The organism is Bartonella sp. CE47NXGY, assembly GCF_042195415.1.
In the GTDB taxonomy this organism is placed as follows: Bacteria; Pseudomonadota; Alphaproteobacteria; order Rhizobiales; family Rhizobiaceae; genus Bartonella.
Genome location: NZ_JBHIOI010000010.1, coordinates 42,843 through 57,258, shown reverse-complemented (window position 1 = coordinate 57,258; position 14,416 = coordinate 42,843). Strand labels below are relative to the sequence as shown.

General features: G+C 41.4%; 10 protein-coding genes. 9 read left to right on the top strand and 1 reads right to left on the bottom strand.

Going from position 1 to position 14,416, the window contains the following annotated elements:
• Positions 1-8 precede the first annotated feature (8 nt).
• The 8 genes from ACFIL3_RS04980 to ACFIL3_RS04945 all read left to right on the top strand — a co-directional run bounded on the left by ACFIL3_RS04980 (position 9) and on the right by ACFIL3_RS04945 (position 11,132).
• Positions 9-2,204: a primosomal protein N' gene (locus ACFIL3_RS04980; protein WP_375681892.1), complete on the top strand. Its 2,196-nt coding sequence runs from the start codon at positions 9-11 to the stop codon at positions 2,202-2,204.
• Positions 2,205-3,223: 1,019 nt separating this feature from the next.
• Positions 3,224-3,805: an ATP synthase F1 subunit delta gene (atpH, locus tag ACFIL3_RS04975; RefSeq protein ID WP_375613174.1), complete on the top strand. Its 582-nt coding sequence runs from the start codon at positions 3,224-3,226 to the stop codon at positions 3,803-3,805.
• Entirely contained in the window at positions 3,805-5,340 is a 1,536-nt protein-coding gene (gene atpA, locus ACFIL3_RS04970) for a F0F1 ATP synthase subunit alpha (protein ID WP_273790513.1), read from the top strand. The genes atpH and atpA overlap by 1 nt, the downstream gene beginning before the upstream one ends.
• Before the next feature lie 20 nt (positions 5,341-5,360).
• Entirely contained in the window at positions 5,361-6,272 is a 912-nt protein-coding gene (locus tag ACFIL3_RS04965; protein WP_375613175.1) for a F0F1 ATP synthase subunit gamma, read from the top strand.
• 19 nt (positions 6,273-6,291) lie between these two features.
• Positions 6,292-7,917, top strand: a complete 1,626-nt coding sequence (gene atpD, locus ACFIL3_RS04960; RefSeq protein ID WP_375613176.1) for a F0F1 ATP synthase subunit beta — start codon at positions 6,292-6,294, stop codon at positions 7,915-7,917.
• 108 nt (positions 7,918-8,025) lie between these two features.
• On the top strand, positions 8,026-8,442 hold the full coding sequence (gene atpC, locus ACFIL3_RS04955) for an ATP synthase F1 subunit epsilon (RefSeq protein ID WP_375611725.1): 417 nt from the start codon (positions 8,026-8,028) through the stop codon (positions 8,440-8,442).
• Between the two features lie 23 nt (positions 8,443-8,465).
• Positions 8,466-10,094, top strand: coding sequence for an MFS transporter (locus tag ACFIL3_RS04950; protein ID WP_375621016.1), 1,629 nt, complete (start codon positions 8,466-8,468; stop codon positions 10,092-10,094).
• Positions 10,095-10,124: 30 nt separating this feature from the next.
• Positions 10,125-11,132, top strand: a complete 1,008-nt coding sequence (locus ACFIL3_RS04945) for an HlyD family secretion protein (RefSeq protein WP_375611727.1) — start codon at positions 10,125-10,127, stop codon at positions 11,130-11,132.
• Between the two features lie 469 nt (positions 11,133-11,601).
• On the opposite strand, the gene ACFIL3_RS04940 is transcribed toward ACFIL3_RS04945, so the two are convergent.
• On the bottom strand, positions 11,602-11,886 hold the full coding sequence (locus ACFIL3_RS04940; RefSeq protein ID WP_375611728.1) for a hypothetical protein: 285 nt from the start codon (positions 11,884-11,886) through the stop codon (positions 11,602-11,604).
• A gap of 850 nt (positions 11,887-12,736) precedes the next feature.
• Here ACFIL3_RS04940 and ispG point away from each other — a divergent pair.
• A complete protein-coding gene (gene ispG, locus ACFIL3_RS04935; protein WP_375681890.1) occupies positions 12,737-13,978 on the top strand; it encodes a flavodoxin-dependent (E)-4-hydroxy-3-methylbut-2-enyl-diphosphate synthase in 1,242 nt (413 codons plus the stop codon).
• Positions 13,979-14,416 lie beyond the last annotated feature (438 nt).

Here is a 14,416-nt window from a genome sequence, read left to right as displayed (position 1 = left end):
ATTCAAACATGATAGAGGAAAAGATTGTATCCGTATTGGTTCCTCTTCCTGTTGCTCACGCTTATAGTTATAAAGTTCCATCTTCTATGGAGGTGAACGTTGGTTCCTTTGTTCGGGTTCCGTTGATGGGGCGTGAGCTTTGCGGTTTTGTTGTGGACGTTGGAGAGCAGACAGCAAATGGGCAAAAGTCTGCTCCTGTGGCGCGTGAAAAATTACGCTCTCTGCTCCATGTTTTTGATTGTCCCCCATTAAAGGCAGAAATGATCACATTTTTGCGTTTTGTTAGTCGCTATACAATGGCACCTTTTGGTCTTGTAGCACGATTGGTTTTGTCGGTACCGGCTGCTTTAGAGCCGGAAGCGCAGATGCTGGGTTTGCGATATTGTGGTGGAAATGTAGAACGTCTCACACCAGCGCGATCACGGATTTTGGAATTGGTGCGTAATGAGAAGATATGGACACGTTCTGGTCTGGCACATGCGGCTGGAACTTCGGTTTCTGTTGTTGAAGGTTTAAAAGCGCTAGGAATTTTTGAAGATGTTAAGGTTCCTGCTCCTGATCTTGTGGCAATGCCTGATCCTGATTTTTGTCCCCCTCAGTTGCAGGGAGCGCAAAATGAAGCAGCAACATTATTGCGGGAAGGTGTTTTATCTTCTCAGTTTCAAGTTTTTTTGCTTGATGGTGTTACCGGATCAGGAAAGACGGAAGTTTATTTTGAAGCGGTCGCTCAAGCTTTCAAAGGGGGCAAGCAGGTTTTAATTTTATTGCCGGAAATTGCTTTAACTCAGCAGTTTTTAGATCGTTTTTATGCACGTTTTGGCGCTGCGGCAGCAGAATGGCATTCTGATCTGACGCCACGTCGTAGAGAACGCGTCTGGCGGCAAGTTGCAGAAGGGCGGGTGCGTGTCGTTGCGGGGGCTCGTTCGGCACTTTTTCTTCCCTTTCATGAGCTTGGCTTGATTGTTGTCGATGAAGAGCATGATAGCGCTTATAAACAAGAAGAGCGCATTTTTTATCATGCGCGTGATATGGCTGTTGCACGGGGCTCTTTTGAGCATTTTCCTGTTATTTTATCTTCAGCAACACCGTCGATTGAAAGCCAAGCCAATGTTTTAAAAGGGCGTTATCAAAAGGTGCATTTACCTTCCCGTTTTAAAGAAGTTGCACTTCCACAGTTGCGGGTGATTGATATGCGCCAAGGAGGAGTGCAAAAGGGGCGCTTTATTTCCTTTGCTCTTGAAAGGGCTTTAAAACAAACGCTTGATAAGGGCGAACAAGCTCTTCTTTTTCTTAATCGTCGTGGTTATGCACCTTTGACTTTATGCCGAATTTGCGGACATCGTTTTCATTGTACCGATTGTTCAAGTTGGTTGGTCGAACATCGTGCGCAAGGGCAACTGAAATGTCATCATTGTGGATATCATGAACCACTTCCTGAAGCCTGTCCTGAATGCGGGACATTAGATCATCTTGTGGCTTGCGGACCGGGTGTGGAAAGAATTGCCGAAGAAACACAAATGCTTTTTCCTCAAGCGCGATCATTGATTCTTTCAACAGATCTCAAAGGAGGGATTGGGAAGTTGCGAAGCGAATTACAAGCCATTGCAAATGGCGATGTGGACATTATTATTGGAACACAGTTAGTCGCTAAAGGACATCATTTTCCCAAGCTCTCTCTGGTTGGTGTTATTGATGCTGATCTTGGTCTTGCCAATGGCGATTTACGCGCAAGTGAACGTACCTATCAGCTGCTTTCTCAAGTTACCGGAAGAGCAGGGCGTGTGGGATTGAAAAGTTTAGGATTATTGCAAACTTATCAACCAGATCATCCGGTCATCAAAGCCTTACTTGCATGCCAGCCAGAAGATTTTTACACACGTGAGATTGCAGCACGTCAGCATTATCATTTGCCTCCCTATGGGCGGCTTGCCTCTTTGATCGTGTCTGCACAACAGCGCCAAGCAGCAGAACATTATGCGCGCGCATTGCGTCAGGCAGCGCCACGGGAAAAAAATATCTCGGTTATGGGACCAGCAGAAGCGCCTTTGGCTTTGGTTCGGGGGCGTTATCGTTTTCGGCTTTTGCTGCAAGGACAGCGTTCTTTTGATATACAAGGGTTTATACGTGCAATGCTTAGCGGTACACCCAAAATGCCCAGTTCCGTTCGGGTTCAAATTGATATTGATCCGCAAAGTTTTTTCTAAAACCAGTATCGCATAAGTGAAGATCTCTTTGCTTAAGGTGCTTTACTTGAACTCTTATATTATTCAGAATAAGCATCCAGGCAGCAAAATATGATACATGTCCATTGCATTAAGTAGAGCCACGGGAAAAAATATCTTTGTTATAGAACCAGCAGAAGCGCTTCTCTTCTTCGAGGGCACTATCATTTCGGCTTTCACTTCTTTTTTGTATGAGGGACAGTATCTTTTTGATAGGCGGATTATAAGGGCTGAAAATGTTTAGCTGTATACCCAAAATACCCAATTCTATTCGAGTTCAAATTGATATTGATCTATGCTTCTTCTAAAATCAGTGCAATATAGTGCCATATAAAGTGAAGCTACGCGGGCTTAATGAAGGGCGTGATTTTGATAAAAAAATTTGAAAAGAGAGAATTTGTCGATATTTGAAGCTTATTCGGTATGAAAAATGATATATTATCATTATAAATCAATGTTTTGTATATTTAAAGAGTGTGCTTACAAGAAAATATTACTTGGTGAAATTTTTTAAAAGGAGTGGGTATTTGAAGAAAAAAGAGCAATGTTTTCTTTAATTTTTAGGAGGATATTCATTGTTTTTTTCTTTCTTATCAGTTTGAAATAATATACTTTTTCAATCGCAGCTGCATCTCATTAAAGGTCTTGTGGTGATAAAGGGAGTGTTTTTAGAGAAGAAGTGTTTTGTTATGGTGGCAAGGGCATTTGAAGAAAAATCAAAGAGAGTGAAAAATCGCTCAGAGAATGTCAAAAAGAAGCATAAAAAAACTGTGATGCCATCCTGTATATCTAAAAAAATGCTTTTCAAAAATATTTTGAATATTTTATTAAAATTTTTAAAAAGCAGCGATTTGTGGTGTTGCGAGTCGGCTATGTCTATGCTAGAAACCAAGTGATTTTTGTTCTAGGTTTTAAGAAAAAGATTCTTAAGATTGAGAATGTCTGTTTCATTTCATCTGATAACTATCAGAGAGTCGCTCAAGGGAAAGAGGCGGTATTTCGTGTCGGATTCATTTTCTCTCATACCGCTGCCGTTGGTAGATCAACGCTATGCGCAAGCGCTTTTTGATTGCGTTCAAGAAGCCGGAAACGTTGAAAAGGTTGAAAAGGCAGTAGAGGATCTTTTGCTTGTTTTGGAGCATAAGGATTTAAAACGCTTTGTGCTTAGTCCATTCTTTTCAGTTAAAGAACAAATTAAGGTGATGCAATCTGTTTGTGCAAACATCAAATTTGCTGATAAAAATGCAGGGCAGGTCATTGGTAATTTTTTACGCGTTATTGCCACAAACCGTAGGCTTAGTGCTGTATTTGGTATTTTACGTGCTTTCCAGCATTGTGTTGCACGCGCTCGTAGGCAGGTTACTGCGCAAATTGTTTCTGCGTGCCCTTTAAGTTCTCAACAAAGACAAGAGTTGTGTGAGGCTTTGGAAGGTGTTGTTGGAGGAAAAGTCTTGCTGCACATCATTGTGGATCCAACAATTCTTGGTGGATTAATCGTTCGTGTGGGGTCGTCTCAAATTGATACGTCTCTTCTCACAAAATTGTCTTCACTTAAGCTTGCATTGAAAAAAGAGGTCAGCTGATGGATATTAGACCATCTGAAATTTCAAAAATTCTAAAAGAGCAAATCAAAAACTTTGACCAAAAGGCTGAGGTTTCAGAAATTGGTTGGGTTCTCTCTGTAGGGGATGGTATTGCTCGCGTTTATGGTTTGGATAATGTCCAAGCAGGGGAAATGGTCGCCTTTCCAAACGGTGTGCGTGGTATGGCACTCAATTTGGAAGTTGATAATGTTGGTGTGGTCATTTTTGGCTCAGATCGTGATATTCGTGAAGGTGATTGTGTAAAGCGGTTAGGTGCTATCGTCGATGTTCCTGTGGGTCCCGCTTTGCTTGGGCGTGTGGTTGATGCGTTGGGAAACCCTATCGATGGTAAGGGGCCCATTAAAGCAACAGAGCGTCGTCGTGTCGATGTTAAGGCTCCTGGAATTATTCCGCGTCAGTCTGTCCATGAACCGATGTCGACTGGATTGAAAGCGATTGACGCACTCATCCCTATTGGACGGGGGCAGCGTGAATTGGTGATTGGTGATCGCCAAACAGGAAAAACAGCAATTTTGCTCGATACATTTTTAAACCAAAAACCTTTTCATGAAAAAGGGGCTGGACGAGAGCAAGACAAAGTTTATTGTATTTATGTGGCTATCGGTCAAAAACGTTCGACGGTGGCACAGTTCGTTAAAGTTTTAGAAGAACGTGGAGCGCTGGAATATTCTATTATTGTTGCAGCGACTGCTTCTGATCCAGCACCACTGCAATTTATTGCACCTCTTGCTGGGTGTGCTATGGGTGAGTATTTCCGTGATAATGGGCAACATGCTTTGATTGGTTATGATGACTTGTCAAAACAGGCGGTGGCGTATCGTCAAATGTCTCTTTTATTGCGTCGTCCTCCAGGTCGTGAAGCTTATCCGGGAGATGTTTTCTATCTGCACTCGCGTCTTTTAGAGCGGGCTGCGAAGTTGAATGCGGAAAATGGATCTGGGTCGTTGACAGCTTTGCCAGTTATTGAAACGCAAGCAAATGATGTTTCTGCCTATATTCCTACAAATGTGATTTCGATTACTGATGGGCAAATTTTTCTAGAGACTAATTTGTTTTATCAAGGAATTCGTCCTGCTGTAAATGTTGGTCTTTCTGTATCACGTGTTGGTTCTGCTGCACAAATTAAGGCAATGAAGCAAGTTGCTGGCTCGATTAAAGGTGAATTGGCGCAATATCGTGAAATGGCAGCTTTTGCGCAGTTTGGCTCTGATTTGGATGCGTCAACCCAGCGTCTGTTAAATCGGGGTGCGCGTTTGACAGAGCTGTTGAAGCAGCCGCAATTTTCTCCACTCAAAACAGAAGAACAGGTGGTGGTTATTTTTGCGGGTGTGAATGGCTATCTTGATGCTTTGGCGGTTTCTGATGTTGCGCGGTTTGAGCAGGGACTTTTAGTGCTGTTGCGTAGTGATTATCAAGATCTCTTAAAGGCAATTGCTGAGCAAAAGCAAATAACAGATGAGCTGAAAGATAAGTTGATAACTGTTCTTGATACTTATGCGAAAAATTTCTCGTGATGAATTGATGGAATGCTTGAATGGCTTCACTAAAAGATCTTAGAGACCGTATCGCTTCGGTTAAAGCAACACAAAAGATTACCAAAGCTATGCAAATGGTTGCAGCGGCAAGGTTGCATCGTGCTCAAGAGGCAGCGCAGTCTGCACGCCCTTATGCGAAGAGAATGGCTGATATTTTGACCAGTGTTGCTGCTGATGTAGATGGTGTTGATGCGCCTACTCTTATGCGTGGTACGGGGCGCGATGATGTGCATCTTTTGGTGGTGTGTACTGCTGAGCGCGGTTTGTGTGGTGCTTTTAACGTGCAAATTGCTCGTCGTGCACGTGAACAGATTAAGGCATTGTTGGCGACTGATAAAATAGTAAAAATTATCACTGTGGGTAAAAAAGGCGCGGATATTTTATCGCGTGATTACAAAGGCTTGATAATTGATCATATCGATTTGCATGCTGTAAAGCGAATTGGTTTTGCAGAGGCAGTGATGATTAGTCAACGGATTGTTGATTTATTCAATGAAGGTGCTTTCGATGTTTGTACGCTGTTTTATTCTGAATTTGTTTCCGTAATTAATCAGCGTCCAACAGCTTTGGATTTGATTCCAATGGTTGCTCCAAAAGCAGCTGTTGGGGCAATAGATATTGTGGAGCAAACCGATCATAACAAAGGTTCACAATCGATTGTTTATGAATATGAACCTGATGCTGCGTCTCTTTTAGAGGCCCTTGTACCACGTAATCTTTCGGTGCAAATCTTTCGGGCTTTGCTAGAAAATGTTGCTGGTGAAATGGGCGCCAAGATGACAGCTATGGATAATGCATCGCGCAATGCGGGTGAAATGATTAGTAAATTGACGGTGGCTTATAATCGTCAACGTCAAGCACAGATTACGACAGAATTGATCGAAATTATTGCGGGCGCTGAAGCGCTTTAAATGGAGAAGGTAAAGATTGATGGTAAAAGCAGTAACCTCAAGCAAAGGAACAGAAAAAGGTGAAAAAAAGAAACCAGCTGCTCGTTCCAGCGTGAAAAAAGCCGCTTCGAAATCTCAAGTGGATGTAAAGGCTTCCTCTGTACCTGCGCGTGATGCAGCTAAAGATACACCTGTAAAAAAAGATACATCCGCAAAAAAAGAAGAGCATGCAAAAGGCGCTGTTGGTGAAATCAAGCAGATTATTGGTGCTGTCGTTGATGTGCAATTTGAAGGTGAATTGCCAAAAATTCTCAACGCTTTGGAAACAGAGAATTTAGGCAATCGCTTGGTATTAGAAGTTGCGCAGCATTTGGGTGAAAATACTGTGCGTACGATTGCTATGGATACGACTGATGGTTTGATGCGGGGCCAAAAGGTTGTGGATACAGGCACACAAATTAGCGTTCCTGTAGGAGAAGCAACGTTGGGACGTATTATGAATGTGATTGGAGAACCGGTGGATAATGTGGGACCAATCGCTTCAACCAAAACACGTTCTATTCACCAAGAGGCACCTGAATATGTTGAACAATCGACTGTTTCGGAAATTCTCGTAACCGGTATTAAAGTCGTGGATTTGTTAGCCCCTTATTCTAAAGGGGGTAAAATTGGCTTGTTTGGTGGTGCTGGTGTTGGAAAAACCGTTCTCATTATGGAGCTTATAAACAATATTGCAAAGGCACATGGTGGCTATTCTGTATTTGCTGGTGTGGGAGAACGTACACGTGAAGGAAATGATCTTTATTATGAAATGATCGAAAGCCGCGTGAATGTGAATCCAAAAGAGAATAATGGTTCAACGGAAGGGTCAAAGTGTGCCCTTGTTTACGGGCAAATGAATGAACCACCAGGAGCGCGTGCGCGTGTGGCTCTTTCAGGATTGACAATTGCAGAAAGTTTCCGTGATGAAGGACAAGATGTTCTCTTCTTTGTGGATAATATTTTCCGTTTCACGCAAGCAGGAGCTGAGGTATCTGCTCTTTTAGGGCGTATTCCTTCTGCTGTTGGGTATCAGCCGACTTTGGCAACAGATATGGGGGCGTTGCAAGAACGTATTACCAGTACAAAAACAGGCTCTATTACTTCCGTTCAGGCAATTTATGTTCCGGCAGATGACTTGACGGATCCGGCGCCGGCAGCGTCTTTTGCTCATTTGGATGCAACAACTGTTCTTTCGCGCTCTATTGCGGAAAAGGGGATTTATCCAGCGGTTGATCCGCTTGACTCTTTCTCGCGTATGTTGGATCCATTGATTGTGGGGGAAGAGCATTACACGGTTGCTTGTCAAGTGCAAACCATTTTACAACGTTATAGAGCGCTTCAGGATATTATTGCTATTCTTGGAATGGATGAACTTTCTGAAGATGACAAATTGCTGGTGGGGCGGGCACGTAAAATTGAACGTTTCCTTTCGCAACCTTTCCATGTTGCGGAAGCCTTTACTGGTTCGCCGGGGAAACTCGTTCCTTTGGAAGAGACAATCAAAGGCTTTAAGGGGCTTTGTGCTGGCGATTACGATGATTTGCCAGAAGCTGCTTTTTATATGGTTGGTTCGATTGATGAAGCACTTGAAAAAGGAAAGCGTCTCATGGCAGAGGCTTCTTAGTAAGAAGCTTCTTATTCAAGAGAAAACTGTCATGGGTATTTTTCGTTAAAAAGGACGAGTCGTTGGAGAAAACGGAGAGTCCTTATATCGGGTATTTTGGAGACTTTTGTGGAAAACAATAGAGAAGAGCATTTTTTATTTGAGCTTGTATCGCCTGAAAAAATTGTGTTTTCAGAGCAGGTAGTGTCTGTTGTTCTTCCTTCAGCCTCAGGTTATTTGACAGTTATGGCGCATCATGCGCCATTGGTGGCAAGTATTGTTTTGGGCAGTGTTCGTGTTCGCACCTCTGTGGGTGAAAAATTATTTGTTGTATGCGGGGGTGTTGCAAATATTACCTTTTCAGGCTGCTCTTTATTGGTAGAGCACGTTGTGGCTGTAGAGAATCTTTCTTTTGATGTATTAGAACAGCAGATTTTGCAGATTCAAGCGACGTTAGAAGGAGGGACAAGTGATGAGGACAATCATAAAATAGAGGCTTTTTTCCAGCAGTTGTCAGCTGATGGTGCTGTGTTGATAGAAGCGTAGCAGAGTATACAGGAAAAGATGACATGAGCGGAAAAAAGAGTACGGTTGTGTCTGCTAAAAGGAGTGCAAAACCTTTTCCTCGTCCTGGTCGTGTCTTTGCGGGACCTTTGCCAAAGTGCTTTGTTTATATTTTTGCTTCTCTTATTTTGCAATGGGCTTATGGTTTAGGGGCTAATATTGTTCAGTCTAACATTGTCCATCTTACGGGTGATTTTCATGCAACTTTGGCCGAGACGACATGGCTGGTAGCGGCTTATATGGCGCCAAATGTGAGTGTAGCGATTATGTTGATCAAAATCCGCTATCAATTTGGGCTGCGCGCTTTTGCTGAATTATCAATTCTTGGCTTTGTTTTGGTTTGCGTGTTGCAGCTCTTTGTTACGGATTTGCGTTCTGCATTGATTATTCGCTTTTTTGCTGGGATTGCTGCTGCTCCTTTGGCTTCGCTTGCACTGCTTTATATGATGGAGGCTTTTGCTCCAGCAAAGAAGTTTACTGTTGGTCTTAGTTTGAATTATATGAATGCGGCTTTAGCGGCACCTTTATCACGTTTGATTTCTCCTGATTTGCTGGAAAATGGTGGTTTTTCCAGTCTTTCCGCTCTGGAAATGGGGTTGGTTCTTATCAGCTTGGTCTGTATCTATACTTTGCCTCTTACTCCTGTTGTGCGTAGTAAGGTTATTCAAAAATTAGATTGGATAAGCTATGGTTTGATTGCTCTTGGTCTTGGATTAAATGCTGTGATCATGTCTGTTGGCATATTGTATTGGTGGTATGAAGCACCATGGATTGGTTGGGGGCTCGCACTTGCTATTTTCTCGTTGGCTATTGCTATTATTATTGAGCTTAATAGAGAAAAACCGTTGATTGATCTCCGTTGGATTTTCAGTAAAGAAATGGTCCAATCTGTTTTTATTTTATTTATTTTTCATGTTTTTTTATTGGAGCGGTCAAATTTGCCCGTAGGTTTTTTTAATCTTTTTGGTTTGCTCAATCGTGAGATGGCGCCCATGTATCTTGCGGTGACATTAGGGATTCTGTTAGGGGGGGCTGTTTGTGTCTTTTTTTTACGGGCGGGGCGTGAGGATTATTTTTATTTGTTGTCTTTGGGTTGTTTGGCGTTAGGAGCTTATTTAGATAGTCATGTAAACCATTTAACGCGCCCACAAGATATGATGTTGAGCCAAGGGTTGGTGAGTTTTAGTTATGCACTTTTTTTGCCTCCGGCTCTTTTCAAAGGGTTTGTGATCGCTGGTGAGCGAGGACCGCGTTACGTTTTAAGTTTTATTGCTGTTTTTTTGCTAACGCAAGTGACAGGGGGATTGATGGGGTCGGCTTTTTTTGGCAGCCTTCAGTTTTATTTTGCCCATAAGAACTTTGAGTCCTTAACACAAAATATTATTATTACTGATCCGCTTATTTCTGGTGAGATGAATACTTTATTTTCGCCTTCTTATGGTGTTTCTGTTCCCAATGGCTTGAGAAGTGAGCAGGGTACTTCTATGTTGATAGAGAAATTTAAGTTAACAGCAAATATTTTTGCTTATGATGACGTTTTTCGGCTTTATTTTTATATTTCAATGGTTGTATTCGTTATTTTTCTTGTCACAATGATTGTTAAGTCATGCTCTTTGCGTGCATTAGAAAAGTAGAGTAATGTCATAGAAAGAGGGGTGCAAAAAATGATAAAAAAATTACGGTCAAAAGCTACGATTGTTGCATTCCTATCGGGCATTACGGGTGTTTTGCTGATTTTGTGGGCTTGGAGGCTTCCTCCTTTTGTGAGTAACATTCAAATAACGGATAATGCTTCTATTAAGGGCAATGTTACTCTGGTTAGTTCACAGATCTCTGGGGTGATTGCACGGATTTATGTGCAAGATTATCAACGTGTTGAAAAGGGAATGCTGCTTTTTGAGCTCGATGATTCTCTTTTTCGGCAGCAGCTTGCACGGGCACAGGCTGTTCTCGATTCAAAAAATGCAAAACTGGCAAGTATTGAATTACAAGCACAGCTTTTGCAGGGCGAAATTAATACAGCAGAGGTGGAATTGGCGCGTTCACGAGCATTTTCCAATGTTGTTCCAGATAGTAAAAAGTTAGGTTTTGGTGATGCGGCAAGTTCTGTTTCTCGTCCTCTTTCACAACTCTTGACAGCTCTCGAAACAAAACGCCAATTGCAAAAACAATTGGATCTTGAACGGCAAAGTTTACAGTCAGAAATTGCGGGAGCGAAGGTGAGTGTTGAGTTGGCAAAACTTAATCTCGATCACACAAAGATTTTATCTCCTCGAACAGGCTATATTGGATTAGTTGGAGCGCGGGTAGGGCAATATGTTATGCCGGGGACACAATTGGTCTCTGTTATTTCTGATGATATTTGGATTATTGCTAATTATAAGGAAACGCAACTTTCTCAGATGCGTGTGGGACAACCGGTTGTTTTTTCTGTTGATGCATTGAACAACAAAAAGTTAACAGGGCGTGTGGTTCGTTTTGCACCTGCTACAGGCTCAGAGTTTTCATTGTTAAAAACGGATACGACAATTGGTAATTTTATCAAAATTGCGCAACGTATTTCAGTACGGATTGCTTTAGATCCTGGGCAGGAAGGAATTGAAAAACTCATTCCTGGCATGTCCGTGGTTACCTATGTAGATACTTCGCAGCGAGTCGATTCTGGAGGATGAAATTTTGGGTTTTTTCAGTTTAATTTTTGCGTCATTTACTTATAGCAAGTGGTTGTTTACATTGGAAGATTTCGTTTGGTTTGCTATACTACATGTTTTAAAGCTCTTAGGCTTCTTATACTTTTATGTCATGATGTAAAATAATGTTCCTTAGAATATTAAAGCGCATGCATCTTTACTCACTTCCATTTCTTTTGAACTAACTCAGTAGGGGGGGTGGAGTATTGGAAGCTTTGCTTGTGGTTTTGCACAACACTGTCCTTTGAGGTGTGGTGTCACCGCATGTTTGGAAGATGGGGGTAGGGGGAAGCCAGATAAAAAATTGGATTATAGACTGGGTCGGATGGGAAACTTATCCTTTTGGGTGAGGGCGTAAAGTTAGGAGGAAGACGTAAAGTTTATATTTTGTAAACCATAAAAATGCCCGTTTTAAGGCGGGCATTAAAAGGGAAGGTTATTGGTTGTGTTATTAATTTTTACGGATCAGTAAGAAGCTTACTAAAACGACTCCTGCTGCTAATGCGAGGGTTTTTTTAGGATTTTCTTTCGCTTTTTTCTTTAATTCTGTAGCATGTTCGTTGAGGTGATAAAGTGCGTGACGGCCTTTTTGTTTCCATGTGTTAAACAGCTCAGAAATATTTTCAAAGCTATCATTTTGAAAACTCCAATGATTTACGGGGACCAGCTCTCTTTTTAATTGTGCTATACGTTTTTTAATTTTAGCATTTTTTCTATGGGGTGAAAATAGACACATTTATTGACTCCTTCATGTGTTAAATTGTTGTGTGACAGTTGGGATGGTGTTTGGGGTTTTGCTATAACGGCTTGAACATTGAAAGGTTGCATTGATAATGCCGCGCGTGGGTGAGATGAGAATTAAAAGTTTGGGTTTAATGAGGCATTTCTTAATGTACTTGAGTTCATTTCGTGATGGTGTTTGTTAAGGATGTAAGGTAAAAATTTTTACAAAATGGTGTAAGATTCATTCATAAAGATGGTGGGCGATGTCTTCATTTTTTTGTTTGTTTAAAGTGTTGGGATAGCTTTTGGCACTTGAAATAGTTTATAAGGAGTTTTTATCTATCTATTCTCTTGTGGCTGTAGGGAGTGGTATTGATTGATTCAATTAAGAAGATTTAAAATGAGGAAATCTTACGATATTTGGGGTTGCTATTCAAATTTGTAAAAAATAGATTATTATAAATCAATATGTTGGATTAATTTGGCGATGTCTTTCATGCATTTTTAAAAATTGCGCTTTGATAGGCGTTATCTGTTGTGTTGTAAAACATTGTTTTGTGGTGACGTTGATTAAGGTATCGGCATGCAACTTAAAAATACAGTATTGTCTCTGTTTTGTTTCAGTTTCTTTTTGAAGCAACCAAGTGTAGAAGTATAAACTTGAACAGAAGTAGTAGAACTTATCCGGTGCGTCTATAGAATGAATCTACCTATGAATTGTATTGCATCAGTGTTAGTAGGTAGAACCTTTTGAGAGCAATCTGTTAAGATTGGTGGGCGGTGTAATTTTCGTCCTTTGAAGCGCGGAGGAAGTCAATGTAAATAATGATTGATAGCGCAGGTTTTAAAAATTTGAGGACTTGATGAGTACGACCTATTTTTTATCTAAACCACTTGAGCGTCGTCGATCTGTTGGTGTTGTTGTTGGTGATGTGATTATTGGGGGGCAGAGCCCGATAGTTGTACAGTCAATGACTAATACAGATACCGCTGATGTTGATGCAACTGTTTCTCAAGTAGCTGCTCTTTGGCAAGCTGGTTCACAATTGGTTCGAATTACTGTTGATCGCGATGAAGCGGCGGCGGCTGTACCAAAAATACGGGAGCGATTGGAGAGGTTAGGATTTTTTATCCCATTGGTGGGGGATTTTCATTATATTGGCCATAAGCTTTTATCAGAGCATCCTGCGTGTGCTGAGGCGCTTGCAAAATATCGCATCAATCCTGGAAATGTTGGTTTTGGCGCAAAAAAAGATCGTCAATTTGCAGAAATTATTGAGATTGCTTGTCGGTATCATAAACCTATTCGCATTGGCGTGAATTGGGGCTCTCTTGATAATGCGTTGTTAACACGGCTTATGAATGAAAATGCACAGCAAGAAAATCCTTTATCGGTTGCTGAAGTGATGCGGGAAACTGTTGTTCAGTCGGCTTTGCTTTCGGCTGCTTTAGCAGAAGAGTTAGGATTGGGGCGTGATAAAATTATTCTTTCTGCTAAAGTGAGTGATGTCCAAGATCTTATTGCTGTTTATACCACCTTGGCGGCGCGTTGTGATTATGCTCTTCATTTGGGATTAACGGAAGCTGGGATGGGAACAAAGGGCATTGTTGCTTCTTCGGTGGCTTTGGGTATTTTATTACAGCAAGGGATTGGTGATACGATACGAATTTCCTTAACACCAAAACCTGGTGGTGATCGGACACGAGAAGTAAAGGTGGGGCAAGAACTTTTGCAAGTGATGGGGTTTCGGCAATTTTTGCCTGTTGTTGCGGCTTGTCCTGGTTGTGGGCGCACAACCTCAACGGTCTTTCAACAATTGGCACAAAAAATTGAAGCAGATTTATACAAAAATATGCCTGTTTGGCGTGAAAAATACCCTGGCGTTGAAAGCTTGAAGGTTGCTGTGATGGGATGTATCGTCAATGGACCGGGGGAGTCAAAGCATGCGGATATTGGAATCTCTTTGCCTGGAGTGGGGGAAAGTCCTGCGGCACCTGTTTTTATTGAGGGACAAAAGGTAAAAACTTTGCGGGGTGATCACATTGCTGAAGAATTTGAAGCGCTTTTGAGTGATTATATTCATACACGCTTTGGGCAAAGTTGAGGTAAAAATCGCATAAGGTTGAAGTAAAAAGGGTGTGTCGTTTTTTTTAAAACAAGCTGTCTTCAATGTGAAGAGGGTGCTGTTGTATGCTGCTTTAGCTATGGTCAATACTGTTGTTGGTTGCTTATTATTTTAGGTAAAACCAGATGATATGCCTGTTTTAGAATCAGAAGCTTATGAAGGATATTAATGAGTTTGAGTGTGTTAAGACTATTAAGCAAAACGATATGAATACTTTAAATGGATCCGTAAATGTTGTTGCTGGTTTTTTGGCTGCTCTTGAGACAGTAAAATATTTAACGGATTCTTCAAATATCAAATTATAGAAAGAACATTGTTTATTGATTTTTCAGGCATTTTCCCAGCATTTTTTGGGGTATCAAATTGATAGGATTGGAAATCCTTATAGCGATTATAGTCCTATTTGTCGTAAAATGT

What these genes read in the sequence shown, in the direction of transcription:
- ispG (WP_375681890.1), top strand. Translation starts at nt 12,737, where the DNA reads ATGAGTACGACCTATTTTTTATCTAAACCACTTGAGCGTCGTCGATCT.
- atpA (WP_273790513.1), top strand. Translation starts at nt 3,805, where the DNA reads ATGGATATTAGACCATCTGAAATTTCAAAAATTCTAAAAGAGCAAATC.
- ACFIL3_RS04940 (WP_375611728.1), bottom strand. Translation starts at nt 11,886, where the DNA reads ATGTGTCTATTTTCACCCCATAGAAAAAATGCTAAAATTAAAAAACGT.
- ACFIL3_RS04945 (WP_375611727.1), top strand. Translation starts at nt 10,125, where the DNA reads ATGATAAAAAAATTACGGTCAAAAGCTACGATTGTTGCATTCCTATCG.
- ACFIL3_RS04965 (WP_375613175.1), top strand. Translation starts at nt 5,361, where the DNA reads ATGGCTTCACTAAAAGATCTTAGAGACCGTATCGCTTCGGTTAAAGCA.
- atpD (WP_375613176.1), top strand. Translation starts at nt 6,292, where the DNA reads ATGGTAAAAGCAGTAACCTCAAGCAAAGGAACAGAAAAAGGTGAAAAA.
- ACFIL3_RS04980 (WP_375681892.1), top strand. Translation starts at nt 9, where the DNA reads ATGATAGAGGAAAAGATTGTATCCGTATTGGTTCCTCTTCCTGTTGCT.
- ACFIL3_RS04950 (WP_375621016.1), top strand. Translation starts at nt 8,466, where the DNA reads ATGAGCGGAAAAAAGAGTACGGTTGTGTCTGCTAAAAGGAGTGCAAAA.